This window comes from Flavobacterium maritimum, from assembly GCF_040049085.1.
GTDB lineage: Bacteria > Bacteroidota > Bacteroidia > Flavobacteriales > Flavobacteriaceae > Flavobacterium > Flavobacterium maritimum.
Genome location: NZ_JBDLZY010000004.1, coordinates 53676 through 74166, shown reverse-complemented (window position 1 = coordinate 74166; position 20491 = coordinate 53676). Strand labels below are relative to the sequence as shown.

The 20491-nt window shown below is 33.7% G+C and carries 16 protein-coding genes; 3 read left to right on the top strand and 13 right to left on the bottom strand.

Annotation, left to right across the window (positions count from 1 at the left end; all coding sequences use genetic code 11):
- Window positions 1-58: 58 nt before the first annotated feature.
- Complete coding sequence (locus tag ABEB23_RS09700; RefSeq protein ID WP_348812397.1) at window positions 59-967, top strand: PorP/SprF family type IX secretion system membrane protein; 909 nt, start codon at window positions 59-61, stop codon at window positions 965-967.
- 129 nt (window positions 968-1096) lie between these two features.
- Window positions 1097-3034, top strand: coding sequence for an OmpA family protein (locus ABEB23_RS09695; protein ID WP_348812396.1), 1938 nt, complete (start codon window positions 1097-1099; stop codon window positions 3032-3034).
- 90 nt (window positions 3035-3124) lie between these two features.
- Here ABEB23_RS09695 and ABEB23_RS09690 read toward each other — a convergent pair whose 3' ends face one another.
- The 9 genes from ABEB23_RS09690 to ABEB23_RS09650 form a co-directional block, all read right to left on the bottom strand.
- Window positions 3125-3628 carry a CAP domain-containing protein gene (locus ABEB23_RS09690; protein ID WP_348812395.1) on the bottom strand — a complete coding sequence of 168 codons (504 nt, stop codon included), beginning with the start codon at window positions 3626-3628 and terminating at the stop codon, window positions 3125-3127.
- A gap of 405 nt (window positions 3629-4033) precedes the next feature.
- Window positions 4034-4537, bottom strand: coding sequence for a CAP domain-containing protein (locus ABEB23_RS09685; protein WP_348812394.1), 504 nt, complete (start codon window positions 4535-4537; stop codon window positions 4034-4036).
- 452 nt (window positions 4538-4989) lie between these two features.
- On the bottom strand, window positions 4990-5634 hold the full coding sequence (pdxH, locus tag ABEB23_RS09680) for a pyridoxamine 5'-phosphate oxidase (RefSeq protein WP_348812393.1): 645 nt from the start codon (window positions 5632-5634) through the stop codon (window positions 4990-4992).
- Window positions 5635-5736: 102 nt separating this feature from the next.
- A complete protein-coding gene (locus tag ABEB23_RS09675) occupies window positions 5737-6642 on the bottom strand; it encodes a ribonuclease Z (protein WP_348812392.1) in 906 nt (301 codons plus the stop codon).
- Between the two features lie 87 nt (window positions 6643-6729).
- Window positions 6730-7062 carry a ribonuclease Z gene (locus ABEB23_RS09670; RefSeq protein WP_348812391.1) on the bottom strand — a complete coding sequence of 111 codons (333 nt, stop codon included), beginning with the start codon at window positions 7060-7062 and terminating at the stop codon, window positions 6730-6732.
- Window positions 7063-7135: 73 nt separating this feature from the next.
- Window positions 7136-8062, bottom strand: a complete 927-nt coding sequence (locus ABEB23_RS09665) for an aspartate carbamoyltransferase catalytic subunit (protein WP_348812390.1) — start codon at window positions 8060-8062, stop codon at window positions 7136-7138.
- A 50-nt stretch (window positions 8063-8112) separates the two neighbouring features.
- Window positions 8113-8652, bottom strand: a complete 540-nt coding sequence (gene pyrR, locus ABEB23_RS09660) for a bifunctional pyr operon transcriptional regulator/uracil phosphoribosyltransferase PyrR (RefSeq protein ID WP_348812389.1) — start codon at window positions 8650-8652, stop codon at window positions 8113-8115.
- Window positions 8653-8737: 85 nt separating this feature from the next.
- Entirely contained in the window at window positions 8738-9922 is a 1185-nt protein-coding gene (locus ABEB23_RS09655; protein ID WP_348812388.1) for a DUF418 domain-containing protein, read from the bottom strand.
- 133 nt (window positions 9923-10055) lie between these two features.
- A complete protein-coding gene (locus tag ABEB23_RS09650) occupies window positions 10056-11240 on the bottom strand; it encodes a DUF418 domain-containing protein (protein ID WP_348812387.1) in 1185 nt (394 codons plus the stop codon).
- Window positions 11241-11558: 318 nt separating this feature from the next.
- On the opposite strand from ABEB23_RS09650, the gene ABEB23_RS09645 reads away from it, so the two are divergent.
- The gene (locus tag ABEB23_RS09645; protein WP_348812386.1) at window positions 11559-12455 is read left to right on the top strand and encodes a hypothetical protein; all 897 of its coding nucleotides are present in this window, start codon (window positions 11559-11561) and stop codon (window positions 12453-12455) included.
- Between the two features lie 76 nt (window positions 12456-12531).
- Here the strand turns inward: ABEB23_RS09645 and ABEB23_RS09640 are convergent, their stop codons facing one another.
- The 4 genes from ABEB23_RS09640 to ABEB23_RS09625 form a co-directional block, all read right to left on the bottom strand.
- Window positions 12532-14148 carry an ABC-F family ATP-binding cassette domain-containing protein gene (locus tag ABEB23_RS09640; protein ID WP_348812385.1) on the bottom strand — a complete coding sequence of 539 codons (1617 nt, stop codon included), beginning with the start codon at window positions 14146-14148 and terminating at the stop codon, window positions 12532-12534.
- Between the two features lie 276 nt (window positions 14149-14424).
- Complete coding sequence (locus ABEB23_RS09635; RefSeq protein ID WP_348812384.1) at window positions 14425-16491, bottom strand: beta-N-acetylhexosaminidase; 2067 nt, start codon at window positions 16489-16491, stop codon at window positions 14425-14427.
- 79 nt (window positions 16492-16570) lie between these two features.
- Window positions 16571-18508, bottom strand: a complete 1938-nt coding sequence (nagB, locus tag ABEB23_RS09630) for a glucosamine-6-phosphate deaminase (protein WP_348812383.1) — start codon at window positions 18506-18508, stop codon at window positions 16571-16573.
- Window positions 18509-18903: 395 nt separating this feature from the next.
- Window positions 18904-20484: a RagB/SusD family nutrient uptake outer membrane protein gene (locus tag ABEB23_RS09625; protein WP_348812382.1), complete on the bottom strand. Its 1581-nt coding sequence runs from the start codon at window positions 20482-20484 to the stop codon at window positions 18904-18906.
- Window positions 20485-20491 lie beyond the last annotated feature (7 nt).

Sequence of the window (20491 nt, the reverse complement as noted above, 5' to 3'; positions counted from 1 at the left end):
TCCTTTTGGAATTTTGAAAGAATATATTCGATAGCTAATTACAAAATAAATATCTACTATGAAAACAAAATTATTTTCTATCGTTTTGATGTTTACAGCCATTGCAAGTTTTGCGCAACAAGATGCTCAATTTACACAATATATGTACAACACAATAAATGTTAATCCAGCATATGCGGGATCAAGAGGCGCGTTTAGTATGTTCGCACTTCATCGCACACAATGGGTTGGATTAGACGGTGCTCCAGTTACCAACACTGTATCAATGAACACTCCTCTCAACGAAAGTAATCTGGGATTGGGAGTTTCTCTGATAAATGATCGAATTGGTCCAACTAAAGAAAATGCGATCTCAGCAGATATTTCCTATTCTATTCCAACTTCAGAAACATGGAAACTATCTTTTGGTGTTAAAGCAACTGCAAATATGTTTGAATTGGATGAGTCTGAATTAAGTCCTGAAGAAGCTGGTGATCCAACTTTACAAAACTATGATTCGTTCTCCCCAAATATTGGTGCCGGTATCTATTTCCATTCTGATAAAGCTTATGTTGGTTTTTCTGTTCCGAATTTCATCGAAACAAATAATTACGATGACAATGATGTTGCTATTTATAAAGAAAAAATAAACTATTATTTGATTGCCGGTTACGTATTTGATTTCTCAAATTCGATAAAATTCAAACCTGCCTTACTTACCAAAATGGTTGAAGGAGCTCCGCTTCAGTTAGATATTTCCGGAAATTTTATGTTCAATAACAAATTTGTGTTGGGAGTTGCCTACCGATGGGATGCCTCAATGAGCGCCATGGCTGGGTTTCAAGTTTCGGATGGCATGTATATAGGTTATGGTTACGACCTGGAAACTACCGAATTAGAAAATTATAATTCCGGTTCGCATGAGGTTTTCTTACGTTATGAAATATTTAAAAATAATGGTAAAATGACAACACCAAGATTCTTTTAAAAGCAATTATCATGACGAAATGTATACTCATTAAATCAATTATAAGTGTTTTTTCTCTTAAAGGATGAGACAAAAATTCGAAAACAAAGATAAAATCACAACCCCAAAATTCTTTTAAAAACAATTATTATGAAAAATTATATACTCCTTTGCGTAACAATAGTAAGTGTTTTTTCATTTAACGGATATTCACAAAAAGCTAAGATTGCTGCTGCAGACAAAAAATACGACAGCTATGCTTATATCGATGCCATAAAAACATATGAAAGAGTCGCTGAAAAGGGATACAAATCTGAAGATATGTTCCAAAAACTTGGCAACTCATACTATTTCAATTCTGATTTTGAAAAATCAGCTAAATGGTATGGTGAATTATTTGCAATGAATCCAGAACAGCAACCTGAATATATTTATCGTTATTCCCATTCATTAAAAGCTATCGGTGAAACCAGCAAAGCTGACGAAATGCTTGGAAAATTTTATGAAAAATCAGGAAATGATACCAGAGCTAAACTCTATAAAAAGAACGCCAATTATTTAGATGCCATAAAAGAGAATTCAGGCAGATACAATATCGAAAATGCCGGAATCAATTCTAAATATTCTGATTATGGGACTGCAATATATTTAGACAAAGTCATTTTTGCATCCGCTAGAGATACAGGAAGTCTTGGACAAAGAAAACACCAATGGACCAATCAATATTTCACAAACTTGTATGTATCCGATTTGGGTGAAGAAATGACTCCAATGGCTCCAAAAAAATTTGATAAAAACATCAATTCAAAATTTCATGAATCTACTCCAGCTTTTACAAAAGATGGAAAAACAATGTACTTCACCAGAAATAATTATTTAGACGGAAAAAAAGGAAAAAATGAGAGTAAAATTACTTTAATAAAAATATACAAAGCCACTTTAGAAGATAACAAATGGACAAACATCACGGAACTTCCATTTAACAGTGACAACTATAGTACGGGTCACCCTGCCCTAAGCGCAGATGAGGGAACATTGTACTTTGCTTCTGATATGCCAGGAACATTAGGACAATCTGATTTGTTCAAAGTAAAAATAAATTACGATGGCACCTTTGGAACACCTGAAAATTTAGGAAATACAATAAATACAGAAGGTAAAGAAACATTTCCTTATGTAACGAATGAAAATGAGCTCTATTTTGCATCTGATGGTCATCCAGGTCTTGGTGGATTAGATATTTTTATGTCTAAAATAAGTTCGGACAATACCTACGGCGATGTTCAAAATATTGGATCTGACGCTAATTCCCCAAAAGATGATTTTGCCTACCTGATTGACACAAAATCAAGAAGAGGCTTTTTTACATCCAATAGAGATGGTGGTCAGGGATATGATGATATTTATAAATTCTTAGAGACGAGAAAACTAATTTGTGAGCAAGAATTGTATGGTACCATAACCGATTCAGAAACTTCACAAATACTTCCCGAAACTAAAGTCACTTTGTTTGACAGTCAGTTCAACAATATTAAGTCTACCTTATCAGATAGCAATGGAAATTATTCCTTTCTTGTTGAATGTAACAAAACCTATAACGTAAGAGCTGAAAAACCGGAATATACCACTAAAGAAGAAAGAATAACTATTGCTAAAACAAACGGAAGAACAAACTTACCTATAGCATTAGAAAAAGCGGCATGTAAAGTAGCTGTTGGAGACGATTTAGGCAAATGTTTTGGTATTAAAATGATTTACTTTGATTTGGATAAATCCAATATCAGAAGAGAAGCTGCATTTGATTTAGAAAAAATATTAGATGTTCTAAAACAAAACCCAACTATGAAACTTGATATTCGTTCTCATACAGATAGCAGACAAACACATGCATATAATGAAAGACTATCTGACAGAAGAGCAAAAGCAACTATCAATTGGCTGATCAAAAATGGTGTTGAGCCAAGTAGGTTAACTGGTAAAGGTTATGGAGAAACTCAGCTAGTAAACAAATGCGCTGACGGTGTAAAATGTACAGAAGAAGAACATCAAGAAAACAGACGAAGTGAGTTTATCATTTCAGCTTTATAGTTTGCAATTTAAGACATTTTACAAATACCAATTATATAAAAGGCTGCCGAGAGGCAGCCTTTTAATTCCTAAAAAAAAACAAAAACTCACTTAAATTTTGGCAAAAATGTTAGTGTAATATTTTTTTCCGTTAACCGGATTTTCTCTTATTGCAATCCCAAAATGTGTAAAATCACCTTCAATTACTACTTTGTGACCTGGGCTATTTAACCAAGCCTCCAAAGCTGCCTGAGAAGTACTATAATTATAGGCGATATTTTCACTTACAGTCTTAGCTCCCAGTACTTTTATAATGTTTTCTGAACGTGAAGCAAAATCATTATGATTGACTACATTGTTTGCTATCATATAATTGTCATGCTCTTCTGACTTAAAGGAAATATGATTTATTTTTTCTAACGCATTCAATCCTATACTTACTCTATATGCATTGATCAAATCCATTGCCTCTACCTCGGACGCATTGTAACTAAAGGTTGTCACTTTAGATGTAGTCGCTTCTGGCATTGTAGATTCAGAATCTTCAGAAGAACAAGAGGCCAATGTACCTACTGCTAATACGAGCAATAATGCACGAAATAATGGTAACTTCATAAATTAGAAGATTAAGTTTAAAGTAGATTGTGGGGCAAACTCTCTAAAACTATTTATAATTCATATTTTTGTTTTATTTCTAGTGTGAATTTACATAAAACATCGTTTAAACACCAAATAATATCGATGAAATGCATTATTTAACATTAAAAATATGAATTAACTTACTTTTTTAATTTATTATAAGCCTGATAACAGATTAAAGACCTATTATCACAAATGCATTTTGAATCAAGCCAACTGGTTTCGAAACATCTTCTATTCTAAACAAATAAACCTCAACTATTTACCTTATAAAAATATTTCAGATAAATGAATTTTATAAATCGGATAAAGCATGAAAAAATAAAAGGCTGCCTTTTGGGGGGAAGGCAGCCTTTTAATTCTAAAGAAACATCAACTTATTTATATCTTAGCAAATATATTCGTGTAATATTTTTTTCCGTTAGCCGGGTTTTCTCTTATTGCAATTCCAAAATGTGTAAAGTCACCTTCAATTACTACTTTGTGACCAGGACTGTTTAACCAAGCCTCCAAAGCTGCCTGAGAAGTACTATAATTATAGGCAATATTTTCACTTACGGTCTTAGCTCCCAATACTTTTATAATGTTTTCTGAACGTGAAGCAAAATCATTATGATTGACTACATTGTTTGCTATCATATAATTATCGTGCTCTTCTGACTTAAAGGAAATATGATTTATTTTTTCTAACGCATTCAATCCTATACTTACTCTATATGCATTGATCAAATCCATTGCCTCTACCTCGGACGCATTGTAACTAAAGGTTGTCACTTTAGAAGTAGTTGCTTCTTGTACTGCAGATTCAGAATCTTCAGAAGAACAGGAAGCTAATGTACATACTGCCGTCACAAGCAGAAATGCACGTAAGAATAGTGATTTCATATATTAGAGGGTTAAGTTTAAAGTAGATTGTGGGGCAAACTCTTTAAATTTATTTACAATTCATTTTTTGTTATATTTCTATTGTGAATTTACACAAAACGTCGCTTAAATACCAAATAATATCGACGAAATGCATTATTTTTTTAAAAAACATATATTTTTCTTACTTTATTACACTCAACACTATCGTTTTCACATTTGGCGATGAAAAATAATGTCTTATTTGCCTTTGATAACATCCTTATGTATTACAGCGGGCAAAACTAACGGACTACAGTGCTAAATACAACAAATCTGTTTTAGGAAATTGCAAAGAAAACATCATCATACTTTAAAAAAAAACAACCTCTACTTTTAAAAGTAGAGGTTGTTTCATCATTAAGATTCGTTTCGATAACGTAAAATATTATTAATAAATTAGTTACGAATTATTTATATTTTTTTTTTACATCTTATGGAGATAGTCTGTCTATTTTCCAAGAGTAATCTTCCTGAGCAGTGTATCGTATTCTGTCATGCAGCCTGTTTGGTCTCCCTTGCCAAAATTCAACTTCAAAAGGAACTACCAAAAAACCTCCCCAATGTTTCGGTCTCGGAATTACGATTCCTTCATAATCAATTTCTAATTGCTTCAAATTTTCCTCTAAATAATCTCTAGAAGGTATCACTTCACTTTGATTGGATACTACAGCTCCCAACTTGCTTCCATCAGGTCTGGAATCAAAATAACCGTCGGAAGTGTTTTCAGCTGTTTTTTGCGCAGTACCTTTTATGATAACCTGACGCTCCATACTTGGCCAGAAGAAAGAAAGACAAACATTTGGATTCATCGCTATGGCTTTTCCTTTTTCAGAATTATAATTGGTATAAAAAATAAATCCTTCCTCGTTGAATTTTTTCAACAACACCACTCTGGACTTTGGAAATCCGTCTAAACCAATAGTAGCAACAGTCATAGCATTAACTTCCTCGTTTCCACCAAAATCTTCTACTTCGTGAAACCATCTGTTAAAAAGATTTATTGGATCCTCAGGAATATTGGATTCCAATAATTCACTCTTTTCATAAGATTTCCTGTAATTACTTAAATCTTTCATATTTTGATTTTTCGATTTACTAGATTTTCCGATAACTAGATTTCCAACTATCTAAAAATCTATTAATCAATTTTATATTATAAATAAATTAATTCTCAATTTTTAAAGCTCAAAACTTACCCCATCATCTCCCAAAAGCACATTAGGGAATATTTGCGAGGCTTCTTCTTTAAAAAGCTCCAAACTTTCGTATCGTGTAGAATAATGCCCTAAAATGAGCTGTTTTACATTTGCTTTCAAAGCGATTTTTGCAGCATCCTTTGCTGTTGAATGCAAAGTCTTTTCCGCTAAACTTTCTTCCGACTGCAAAAATGTAGCTTCATGGTACAAAACATCCACATTTTCAATAATAGGGACCATCAGTTCATTATATGCTGTATCCGAACAAAAAGCATAACTTTTAACCGGAATAGGATCAAAAGTCAACTTTTCATTTTCAATAAGCCTTCCGTCATCTAAAGTGATGTCTTTCCCGTTTTTTATTTTTTGATAATAGCAGGTTTCAATTTCATAATTCTGAACAGCATCCAAATTAAGTTTCCTCTCCCCTATTTTTTCTTGGAACAAAAAACCGTTCGTGTAAATCCGATGTTTCAAGGGAATGGTTTTTACCAAAACCTTTTCATCTTCAAAAATCACTTCACTCTCATTCGATTCCAATTCATGAAAAAACAATCCGTAATTTGTCCAGGAATTAGATAGGCGTAATTGAAGTTTTATAATTTCTTTAATGCCTTTTGGGCCGTAAATGTGTAAATCTGTAGTCCTGTTTAGTAAGGTAAAAGTAGATATGAGACCTACCAAACCAAAAAAATGATCTCCATGTAAATGCGAAATAAAAATATGATTGATTTTAGAGAAGCGGATTTTATTTTTACGCAATTGTACTTGGGTTCCTTCACCGCAATCAATCAGAAAAAGTCGGTTTCTAATTTCCAACAACTGTGAGGTAGGATTCGTGAAGGTTCTGGGAGTTGCCGCATAGCAACCAAGTATGGTTAGTTTCAAATTTAAGTTTATTCGGTTATTTATTAAATCGATTAAGCGTTTAACTAAAATTTAAATACTTAGTTTCGGTAAAAATAATTATCAAAACTAAAATCCCAAATCCCTTTCAATCTCTTCCATTTCAATTATGTCATGGGCTTCTAATAAAGAAGGAACAACGGTCAGTTTATCGGGAACAGCATTATAATCAAACTCTGAAACAACGATAACAAAAGATTTTTTGGCTTTTTTTTGTTGTTTGGATAATGGTAAAAATAACTTTATCTCGTTTAAAGATAAATTTTTATACTGCAGTAGATCTACAATTATATTGTGTTTTTCAAAAGTCTTAATTTGATGCGTTATTTTCATCAAAAAAGAAGTAAAATCACCTTGAGTGTCTTTAATAGTGATGGTGTGGCCTTTTTGATCTACTTTCATTTTTCTAAAGTTTCAGAGGCTGCGTAACGGCAGACAGGTTACAAGTAGCTAAGTTACTAAGTTTTATATAAAATTATTGAATTTTTGAGGCTAAAAGATAAATAACAGCCATTCGAATGGCAACTCCATTCTCTACTTGATTTAAAATCACAGATTGTTGTGAATCAGCAACATCACTAGTAATTTCAACCCCACGATTAATCGGGCCAGGGTGCATAATCACAATCTCTTTATTTAATGAATCCAATAATGTTTTATCAACTCCATATTGTTGCGCATACTCTCTGGTAGAAGGAAAAAAGTTTACATCCATCCTTTCATTTTGTACACGTAACATATTTGCAACATCACACCATTCTAATGCTTTGCGAAGATTTGGTTCAACTGTCACACCAAGAGATTCTATGTATCTTGGAATTAAAGTTTTTGGCCCGCATACTTTTACTTCTGCGCCTTGCATTTGCAAAGCATATATATTGGATAATGCCACTCTGGAATGCAGAATATCACCTACAATCACTATTTTTTTACCGGCTACCTCACCCAATTTTTCCCTAATGGAATAACTGTCTAATAAAGCCTGTGTAGGGTGTTCATGAGCTCCATCACCCGCGTTTACAATACTCGCTTTTACATTTTTTGATAAAAAATATGCGGCACCCGGATTAGAATGACGCATCACTACCATATCTACTTTCATCGAAAGTATGTTATTTACGGTATCAATAAGAGTTTCTCCTTTTTTGACCGATGATTGAGCAGCTGAAAAACTAATAACATCTGCTGACAAACGTTTTTGTGCCAATTCAAAGGAAAGTTTTGTTCGGGTACTGTTTTCGAAAAATATATTGGCAATCGTAATATCACGTAAAGAGGGCACTTTCTTAATTGGTCTGTTAATGACTTCCTTAAAATGATCGGCAGTTTCAAAAATCAGGTCAATATCATTCTTGTTGATGTATTTTATTCCTAATAAATGATTTACGCTTAATTCTTTCATTTCTTTTTTCGATTATTAATTTCTTAAATAGCCAGATTTATAATGATTATCTAACTTGTTATTAAATAAACCCCATCTTCACCATCATTTTCTTTCCAGCTTACTTTTACTTTCTCGTCGTTTATGGCGTCTACTTGTCTTCCTCTATAATCAGGTTGAATTGGCAGATTACGACTGAAACGTCTGTCAATCAAAACCAACAGTTCAATTTCAGAAGGTCTTCCGAAGGATTGAATAGCTGTCAATGCAGATCGAATGCTTCTTCCTGTAAATAAAACATCGTCGATAAAGACCACTTTTTTATTTTCAACAATAAAATTAATGTTAGTTCTATTTGCCTCTAATGGTTTATTTGTTCTTCGGAAATCATCTCTAAAAAATGTTATATCGAGATAACCCAGAGTAATTTCGGGTGTTTGATATTCGTTTTCTAAAATTTTCTTTAAACGTTCTGCCAAATAAACTCCTCTAGGTTGAATTCCAACTAATACAGTATCTGAAAAATCTAAGTGCTTTTCAATCAATTGACAGGCCAAACGATGCAGTATGATAGTAACTTCTTTTGCAGTAAGTAATACTTTTTGACTCATAATAAAGTGTAGTGTTTGGTTGTGCAAATATACAAATTCCGATTTATGATTTATTAATTATATGTCTAGAAAATAATGGCACTTATTATTTTCCAAATGAAATCCAGGTTGCTTTATGCCAAATGGTTTCTAAAGGTCCCTGTTTGTGTGTTTTAAGCCACCACGTACAAAACGCCAATTGAATAAAAAACAATACAATTCCTATCAATAAACAAAAAGTCGCCCCCGTATATTCAAAAAGTCCCAGGCCATATCGGTAATAAATAAAGGACCCAATCATAGACTGCATGATGTAATTGGTCAAACTCATTTTCCCGAAAGGAATTAACTTAGAAAAAACGGTATTTACCGATTCCTTCTGATACAATAGGACAAAAGAAGATACAAGTATTGACATAAACGCAACATTAGACCAGGATGCAAAAATAATCGTAAGTTTATTTGATAGTGTTACTCTTGCAATAAGATCAACAATGTGCGTCTTTAAGAAATACAACGGAACAAATAAAATTATCGCATAACGCAATACTTTGCTCCAAAATTGGGTGTTTTCAACAGTGGTTGTGAAAAGCTGTTTTCTGCCAAGCAACATTCCAAACATAAACAAAGCCGGCGCCTGAAAAAATCTTCCGTTTTCCCATGACCATAGTAAAGAGGCAATTTTTCCTAAAGTCAAATTCCCAATCACATAATCCATAAAAGATCCATTTTTCATAAATTCGGCTATACTTTCATAATAGGAATTAGACAAATTGGGTGGCGCTACATAATCCGGATTCAGAACATAATAAATACATCTTGCCCACTCCAAAGGCTGCAACATTAATATAACTGCTGTTATAAAAACAGCTTTGTTACTCCAATTTACAACCGGTATCAATAGAAGCCCCAGAAAAGCATATAAGGTCAAAATATCGCCTTGATAAAAGGCAGTATTAATAATTCCAAAAACCAGTAATAACATCATTCGCCAAAAAAAACGCCCTCTAAAATCATTTCCTTTCTTTGCCTCATTATCATTCTGAATGTAAAAACTAAAACCAAACAACAAGGCAAAAATCGCATACGACTTTCCTCCAAAAAGAAAAAATAACGAATCCCAAACTATTTTATCCAAAGCCACTAGCCAATCCGGAAAATTTTCAGGCAAATGATAATATTCAAAATGTTCTACATTGTGAAGTAACATAATAGACATAATGGCGAAACCACGTAAAGCATCGACAACCTCAATACGAGGTGATTTAAAACTGAAAGTACTGTTGGTCATTTTTTAGTTTGGATTAGTTTGTAAAACAGCGAATTTCAAATATAATTTTTTTTTAAATAGAATCTGATTTTGACAATCATTTAATTGATTCCCACAAAAAAGCCTTAAATTGAAATTTAAGGCTTAAACAATTTTATTTGTTAAACGACACCCATGTTGCCTTGTGCCAAATAGATTCTAACGGACCTTGTTTATGCGTTTTAAGCCACCAGGTACAGAATGCCAGTTGCAATAAAAACAAGCTGATCCCAATTAATAACGAATAGGTCGCTCCAGTATGTTCATAAAGCCCTAAGCCATATTTATAGTAAATAAATGCCCCAACTACAGACTGCATAATATAATTAGTCAAACTCATTTTCCCAAAAGGAATCAATTTAGAGAGTGCCTTATTTATAGTTTCATTTTGATATAATTTTATAAATGAAGCAACTAATATCAGCATAAAAGAAACATTGGACCAAGAAGTAACAATAACAGAAAGTCTGTCCAATTCCGCTTTTCTGGAAACAATATCCGGCAAATATGTTTTTAATGCAAATAATGGAATAAATAAAAGTATAGCACACCATAAAGCTTTTGTCCAAAAATTAACAGCAGCTGTTGTTGTCACAAAAAGTTGTTTTCGACCTAACAACATTCCAAACATAAACAAAGCAGGTGCTTGAAAAAACCGACCATTTTCCCATGACCAAAACATCGCGGCCATTTTTCCAATTCGAAGATTTCCAATGGCATAATCTATAAATGAAGTACTGTTTAAATACTCCCCCATTTTACCGAAATAAAAATCAGACATATTGGGTTTTGGTATGTATTCCGGATTGAAGAGTGTATAAATGTATTTTGTCCATTCCAAAGGTTGCAACATCAAGAATACTGCAGTAATAAAAACAGCTTTATTGCTCCATCTGCACACTGGGATTAATACAAGTCCGAGTACAGCATAAAACATTAAGATATCACCCTCGTAAAATATCGTATTTATAAAGCCAAACCCAAACAACAGTATCAGTCGCCAAAAAAAACGACCTCTGAAATCATTTCCTCTTTTCTCCTGATTGTTATTTTGAATGTAAAAACTAAATCCAAAAAGAAGCGCAAAAATTGCATAGGATTTACCCCCAAATAAAAAGAACAAAGTATCCCAAATCACTTTATCTATTGCTTTCAGCCAATCCGGAAAGGATTCCGGGAAAAAATAGTAATCAAAATGTTCAATATTATGCAACAACATGATAGACATAATGGCAAAACCGCGTAAGGCATCAACAACCTCAATTCGAGGAGCTTTTAAATTAGATAGAGAATCGTTCATCTTAAATTTGGAATTTTTACTACAAAACTGTGTCTCTCAAAAGTATGTATTTTTTTATAAAAACCATATTTGGAAGACCTTTAATTAAAGAACTAAAAAAAATATTTTTTCAAACTGTGAACCAACGAACTAAATAAAAAAAGTAATAAATCCGCTACAAATAATAAACATCAAATGTTGTTAAACGTTTTTATTTATTCGTTCATAGAATAAACCCGTATAAATTTTTTTGTAGTATTATTTATTATAATTTAACATAAAATTTAACTATTAAACCAGTGAAAAATTATGAAAAAAATGGCCCAAAAATCTAGATTTTTGTTAAAAAGCATATACCTACTTGCATTTTTTAGCATTATATATTCTTGTCAGACGGAAGAGATATCGACAACTACAGATGACACTACAACCAATAAAAAATCGGAACAAATATTAAAAGCAGGAGCAACTACTGTAGCAGCTGTTACAGCTGTTTCAAGTGGCGATTGCAGTACAGACTGTATTAAAGCTGATGGTCCTTATTTTGAAACAACTGATCAAAAAATTGTTTATTGGGGAGGATCCGATGGCAAAAAATTCAGTAAAACCGTTGACATTGTATATTACAACACTGCCACCGATTTTGTTTTAAAAGTAAAAAGCACTGAAGGCTGGAGTGATTTGGTAATAAATGGCGTTTCATCATGGACAGGTGGTTCTGTTGCTGCAAATACATGGGAAACATATACTACACCATTACCATCAGGATGGAAAGCGTGTGACCTAAAAAGTTTCAATTTAAAAGTTACTAAAGTTGGTAATCCGGCAGAATTTGATGTGGCTTATAATCTTTTTGGCCTATGCCCGGATTGTGAAACTTCTTTTACAGGAAAAACAATTTCATGCGGTACAGCTCGTGAAGCCATTTACACATTTAAATCGGACGCAGATATATCCTCTTTCAAGATACAAGGTGGATTGACTAACTTTACAGGAGCTGATGCTGAAGTAATTGTTACTGGAGGCACCAATATCACAAAGGGACAAACTACACCTGGTGGAAGTTCTAATAGAGTGATAACAGTTAAAGGAGATATTTCGAAATGTTCAGAAGTGACCATCAGAATCACTTGGAATTCAATAAATTCTGGTGGTGTTATTACTGGAGGTTGGTCTGTTAAGGATTCTAATGGAGTAGAAATTGCTCCTTCTGTAGCCGGTTTGGAATGTAAATAAGTAAACTGTAAAAAATACAAAGTAAAAAGGCTGTCAAAATTGACAGCCTTACTTATTTTTAAAAATACCTATTATTTTAAGAATACATTTTAGTTCTTAATTCCTGTACTTTTTCATCATCAAGATACTCATCAAAAGTCATGTAACGGTCGATAGCTCCATTTGGAGTTAATTCTACCACACGGTTACCAACAGTTTGAGCAAACTCATGATCATGAGTAGTAAAAATCACTGAACCTTTAAAGTTTTTTAATGAATTATTGAAAGCGGTAATAGATTCCAAATCCAAGTGATTCGTTGGTTCATCTAGCATTAGGATATTAGCGCGTTCCATCATCATTCTGGACAACATACAACGAACTTTCTCCCCTCCTGATAATACACGGCTTGTTTTTAAAGCTTCTTCTCCAGAGAAAATCATTTTCCCCAAGAAACCTCTAACAAAAACTTCATCACGCTCTTCTTCAGTTTTAGCCCATTGACGCAACCAGTCTACCAACGATAAATCATTTTCAAAAAACGAATGGTTTTCTACCGGTAAATATGCTTGGTTTGTTGTGATACCCCAATCAAAAGTACCAGAATCTGGTTTTTGATTACCGTTTAGAATCTCATAAAAAGCAGTTGTTGCACGTGAATCTTTAGAAAAAAGGACGATTTTATCACCTTTCGCCATATTCAAATCCACTCCTTTAAACAAAACTTCCCCTTCAATGGAAGCACTTAAATCCTGAACATTCAAAATTTGATCTCCCGCTTCACGATCCTGATCAAAAATAATGGCAGGATAACGACGGCTTGATGGTTTAATTTCAGATATATTTAATTTACTGATCATTTTTTTACGGGAAGTAGCCTGTTTTGATTTGGCCACATTCGCAGAAAAACGACGAATAAATTCTTCTAATTCTTGTTTCTTTTCTTCGGCTTTCTTGTTTTGTTGCGCACGTTGTTTTGCTGCCAACTGACTTGATTCATACCAGAAAGTATAATTTCCTGAATAGTGATTTATCTTTCCAAAATCAATATCCGAAATATGCGTACAAACAGAATCCAAGAAGTGTCTGTCGTGAGAAACCACAATTACTGTGTTCTCATAATTGGCTAAGAAATTCTCTAACCAAGCGATTGTTTCAAAATCCAAATCGTTGGTAGGCTCATCCATAATAAGTAAATCAGGATTTCCAAAAAGGGCTTGCGCCAAAAGCACACGAACTTTAATTTTACCCTCAAGATCTCCCATTAAAGTATAATGATTGTCTTCTGTGATACCTAAGTTTGATAACATCGAAGCAGCATCAGAATCGGCATTCCAACCGTTCATTTCTTCGAATTGCACTTGTAGCTCCCCTATTCTATCTGCATTTTTATCATTATAGTCAAGATAGAGTTCGTCCATTTCTTTTTTGATAGCATACAAGTTTTTGTTCCCCATAATTACGGTTTCCAATACGGTATGCTCGTCAAACATATTGTGGTTTTGGTTTAAAACCGACATACGTTTTCCTGGTTCCAAATGAATATGTCCTGAAGTAGGATCCATATCACCTGAAATTATTTTTAAAAAAGTAGATTTTCCAGCGCCATTAGCTCCGATTACGCCATAAATATTACCGTGTGTGAAGGTGGTATTTACTTCGTCAAACAAAATTCGTTTGCCAAACTGTACTGATAAATTATTAACTGTTAACATGAATAGTTTTTATAAATTTTTTGCAAAAGTACAAAAAAAATACTGATTTTTTTATATCAAGACAAACACATTTATCTGAACACCATTTGCTTTGATAATAAAATCGTAAACAAAAAAGCCTGACAATTAAATTGCCAGGCTTATAATATTATCTTCTTTAAAACAAACCATTAACTAAATTAAAAAGAAGCTTCTATTTATTCAAAATAAAACTAAATCAAAATATAAATAACCAAACTCAATTTTAACAACCCTTTTTATTCTGAATGCTTTTGCTTACAATAGTTTTTTCAAACTAGCATAAACTGCCAATTCTACATCGGCGTATTTTTTTGAATTGCATTGTTCTACTAAATCCTTCAGCAGAGTCACATCTACTGACTGTTTTTTTTCTATTACCAATAAAAACTGCTGGGATACATCACTTAAACTTTTTGAAAGAGGTAAAAAAGGTTGCATCAAAGGTGCATTGGCACTCAAACCAATCAGTTTTGTATTCATATCCACCCATTTTTTTAGAAAATCTGTAACCAACACTTGATTTTCAGCACTTTTATTTTCTAAATATAGATTCACAACTTCCTCAAAAGCAATAGCATCATGTGCATCCGGAGTACAAGCGTCTGCGAATAATGTGAATGGAGAATACGTTTGATATTCTGTTCCGCCACTATTGCGCGAATATATTTTTAAGGGTTCGCAAACATTTGAAAAATCATTCAACGCTTCTGTTTTTTGATTGTTAGTGATGTTTCTTAAAATTACTTCTTTGTTTCTCCAATGTGTAATTCCCAGCTCCTCTAATCTAAAAGATACTGTTTCCAATCTTTTGCGTAAGCTTTTTAAATCGGTAACATCTTCATTAGACCACAACCTTTCTGCAATTGCAGCGGTTCTTGGCCAAATTCTGGAGTCAAGGTTTAATGAGGTTGCTAATTCACTCCACATCGTTGCTTCTCCACCCAAAATTCTTGCTTTTTCGGCATCTGTTAATACTGTGCCTTTTGGCAATGGATCATTCGCATAATGATCGGCAACACTTTGCATCAAGTCAATATAATATCCATTTGACAAAACAGTCTTGTATCCATTCTTTGCCGCTGTAATCAAGGACTTACCTGAAGAAACTCCTTCATTTGGTCCTTTCCAAGAATGAATAATAGCCTCTTTTGACATGTTTTTTGTCATAATTTCTTCCCATCCCATCAATTCTTTCTTATGTTTCTTTAACATCGGAATCAATTGCATGGTAAAATAAGTTTGCAATTCATGATTGTTGGCCAATTTATTCTTTTTCATGAACTCCTGAATTTTAGGATTAGAATCCCAATCTTTCCCTTCATTCTCATCACCTCCTATATGGAAATAACTACCTGTAAATAAAGGACAAACCTCATCGAACACTTCGCTCAATAATTGATAGGTCTTAGGGTTTGAAGGATCCAAAGTAGGTGTAAAAATCCCTGAATTTCTTTCAACAGAATAAGACACCACTGCAGAAGTCTGAGCTTTACTTTCGATTGAATCCGATTTTAAATTCACCACTTTACTGCCAATCTCAGGATAAGCCGCAAGTATAGCCGAAGCATGACCCGGAACATCAATTTCAGGAATCACCATAATCCCTCTTTCATCGGCATATTTCACAATATTTTTAATCTCCTCTTGGGTATAATAAAGCCCATCAGAAGCCAATTGAGTAAATTTTGGATGTTTCTTCATTTCAATTCTCCATCCCTGATCATCCACTAAATGCCAGTGCAAAACATTCATTTTCATCGCTGCCATAGCATCAAGATTTCTCTTGATAACATCAACAGGCTGAAAATGTCGAGCTACATCAATCATCAGACCTCTCCAGGTAAAACGAGGATAATCTGTTATCATCGCTGTTGGAAAATAAAATGACTTATTATCATTTTGCAACATTTGCAGCAAAGTTTCTAAAGCATGAAGAGCTCCTATATCTGAAGTTGCATTAATTATAATCTTCCCGGATTGAATTTCAAGCTGGTAGCTTTCGTCCTCGTACAAGCCTGTTTTTCCGCTACGAACGCAATTAACCTGCAATTGAGCTGCTGGAAATTCATTGACTTTCGTCAAAAATCCTTGTTCGAAAAAAAGACCGGTTCTACCGTCTAATCTTCGCAAAAAATTTGTGGCCCCAACAAAAATTCGAGAATTTGGTTCACCTGTAATGTTTACTTTAAAATTTTTATTTAAAGTAAAAACAGCATTGGTCAAACTAATATTCTGAGGCCATGGCATCAAATCCAATGACTCCTTTTTCATTTGAGCATTGGCAAAAAAACCAGTTAGTAAAAGGATTAAAATATATTTCATTTTTTCAATTTTAGGCACTGAGAATCTAGGGTTATGAATAAAAACATTCAAAACCTCAGCTTCTTAGAAACTTTATTTTTTAATAGTCAAAGCGCTTAAAAGCTTCAATAGCTTCGTATTCAGCAAGACCCAAATCATCGTAAAGTTTTGCAGTATTCTTATTACGGTCTTCGGCTCTTACCCAAAACTCTCTGGAGTCATTCCCTTGGAACATCACTCTGTCTTTTTGGGATTGGTGGAATAAAATAGCATGTCTTTTTAACAAAACCTCATCTGGACTTAACGGTACAGCCATGTCAATTTCATGAATGTCCCACTCATGCCATGCACCGCGGTACAGCCATAACCAACAATCGTTCATGTAAGGCTGTGGTTTCAATTGTTTCAAGGCAGCAAAAATAGCATTCAAACAAACTTCATGAGTACCGTGTGGATCAGCCAAATCTCCAGCGGCAAAAACCTGATGTGGTTTAATTTTGGCGATAATATCGGCAACAATGGCAATATCTTCCGGTCCCATCGGGTTTTTCTTTACTTGCCCTGTTTCATAGAAAGGAAGGTCTAAAAAATGGGTGTTTTCATCTTTCAATCCGATGTATCTTGTAGCAGCATAGGATTCTCGTCTTCTAATTAATCCTTTTAATTTTCGAACTTCTAACGAATCTATTTGATTTTCGGTTTTATTATTTAAAAAATCAATAACTGCCTGGAAATTAATTTTAGTTTGATCATCACCTACAAAATCATTGCAAACTTCTGCAAACTTCAAAGCCTCATCATCTGTAACAGCGATGTTCCCAGAAGTCTGGTATACTACGTGCACCTCATGTCCTTGTTTGATTAATTTCGAGAAAGTTCCTCCCATAGAAATCACATCATCATCGGGGTGTGGGCTAAATAGAATTACTCTTTTCTTAGCAGGATTTGCTCTTTCCGGTCTGTGCGAATCATCCGTGTTCGGTTTTCCTCCTGGCCATCCGGTAATGGTGTGCTGTAAAACATTGAACATATTAATATTCAAATCATAAGCAGAACCTTCCTGAGCCAAAAGATCTGACATTCCGTTGTTGTTGTAGTCTCTGTCAGTCAGTTTTAAAATTGATTGATTTGTTTTTTGACACAACCAAACAATGGCTTTACTTTTTAATTCGTGGTTCCAAATACACTCTCCAACCAACCATGGTGTTTTGAATCGGGTTAATTCTGATGCAGCAGATTGATCTAAAACGAAAGTGGCATTGGTATGATTTTGCAAAAATGTTGCAGGAACTTCAGAACTGATATCCCCTTGAATAGTTCTTTTGATGATATCGGCTTTATTTTGCCCCCAAGCCATCAACACAATTCTTTTGGATCTCAAAATCGTTGAAACTCCCATGGTAATAGCTCTTTTAGGAACATAATCGATTCCATTAAAATCAGAAGAAGCATCAACTCTGGTAATGTGATCCAATGTAATAATACGAGTTCCTGAATTGATATGTGAACCAGGCTCATTAAATCCAACGTGACCTGTTCGTCCAATTCCTAACAATTGAAAATCTAGCCCACCCGCATTTTTTATGTTCATTTCATAATCGATACAGTATTGATTTAATTCTTCAAGAGAGACTGTACCATCTGGGACATGGATGTTCTCAGGCTTTATATCAATATGATTAAAAAGATGCTGATGCATGAAATAATGATAGCTTTGATTATTCTCTTTGTTCATTGGATAATATTCATCCAAATTGAAAGTAATCACATTGCTAAAACTAAGTCCTTCCTCATTATGCATTCTTACTAATTCATCATAAACTTTTATAGGAGAAGAACCGGTTGCCAAGCCAAGTACACAAGATTTGTTTTCGGCTTGCTTGGTTCTTATTAATTGCGCAATTTCCTGAGCGACAATAATGGAGGCTTCTGATGAGTTTTTAAAAATTTCGTTATGAATTTTTTCAAATCTCGTTTCTTCAAATTTACCTGCACTTTTATAACTAATGTCAGGTTTTATTTCTAAAGCATTTTTCATTTTTATCGATTTACTTATTTTTTTTATAATAATTATTTGCTTCTATTTAGAATATCATTCAAACAAAAAAAACGTTTAAATATTCCGGAACCATAACCAATTAACAATTTTTCGAATCTGTTTTTGCTGTAAACTATGGATTTTATTAATCTTAGGTATAAAATTAACTAAAACGTTTTCTATCAAAAAATAAAATATACAAACAGTAGCAGATTTTAAACCAACGACGTGATTCATTCAATAATACGTTAAAAAAATGGCGTGTATTATTATAACATCAACTGCAAAATCTTTAAGCGATACAGCCCTCTATCGGTAAAGACTTTTAATGTAAAAATGGTGCAAATAATTATGAATTATTTACACCATTTCAATTTCAATTCATTATTACTTTTTTAGAAATTAGATCCGGTAGTATCCCACCAAAGTCTAGTTCCTCCATTATCCGGTCCTCCAAGTTTTTCAATACCTGTAGCAACTCCACCAGGATTTCCATCTTTTTCAGATTGAACAAAGTTTACTCTTCTTACACCATATTGCGTAGAAATCAAACCTCCTGAAGTGTTTTTAAGTACCGGCATTAATTTTGGATAACCCGTTCTTCTATACTCAGACCAAGCCTCTTGACCTTCCGGGAATCCGGCAATCCATTTTTGAGTGATGATTTTTTGCAATTTCACCTCATTTGTTGCAGTAGCATTCCAAGCAACAGTTACATTATTTAAAGCAACTGAATTATTTACTGCGAAATTTGGATCTACATACGCTTTTGCGGTTTTTACATTGTCTGCCATATAAGTGGCCGCCCCAGCAACAGCATGCTGATCAAATGAACTGTTAATACCAGACTCATATAAGCTTTGTGCTGATCCGCCCATACTCCAACCTCTCAATGCACCTTCGGCTCTTAAGAAATAAACTTCGGCAGCAGTCATGAAAACAATATCTTTCGAACGAACTATTTTTCCTATCGGTGAAAAGTCAGAATGATCCGCTTTTGCAGCAATTTCGATACCTGTACGAACTCCTTTATATTCTCCTGGAAATTGTTTAGAAGTATCAAAAAACACTGCTAATCTAGGATCTTCGTAACCTCCCATTATTGATTCCATATCGGCTGACATACGAATATCTTCCCAAGCACCACTAATAGTTGCAATAGGGTTAGTATAAGTTGGTGAAACCACTTTGAACAAATCTGCATTTGTAGTAATTACTCCAATAGGGTGACTTATCGCTTTTTCCGCTTGGGTTTTCGCTAAAGTTGGATTAATTTTCACAAGACGCATCGCTAATCTTAAACGCAATGAGTTAGCAAATTTTACCCATTTAGAATAATCCCCATTATAGGAAGATATATCTGTACCTATGAAAGTAGAAGCTTCGTTTGCATTTACTCTGGTTGTTAAATCAGCTACTGCTAAATCTAATTCCTGAAACATTAAATTATACACCTCTTCTTGAGAATCGTATTCAATCACAGGATCTGTAGTTCCAAATTTAGAATATACAATTGGACCATAAGTATCTGTAACTCTATGCATTGCTTCCACTTTTAGAATCAAAGACAAAGAATAAAACTGATCGTATTTCCCTTTAGCTCTTTGCTCTATTTTCAAGGCATTTGCCATAACATCACCATATCCTGCTCCCCAAGCAAAACCATTCCAACCGTCAACTAAGTCGTAAGTAGTATTATTAGTTCCTCCTCTAAAAGGAGTTGGAGTTGCCATATAACCAGACCAGATATCTCCTTGCAATCCTTGTTGCACTTGGTATCTCCATTCTGGATTAAGAACCAGAACGTTATTGAACATTGGCGTAAATAAAGATTTTATATTATTAAAATCTTGTTCTAATAGTTCATCTGTAGCACCATAAGGGTTACTATTGGTACTTTCAAAATCACCTGTACAACTTACTGCAGCGAATAAGGATATACAGATAGCGGATGTTTTTATTTTATTTAATATCATGATTTTT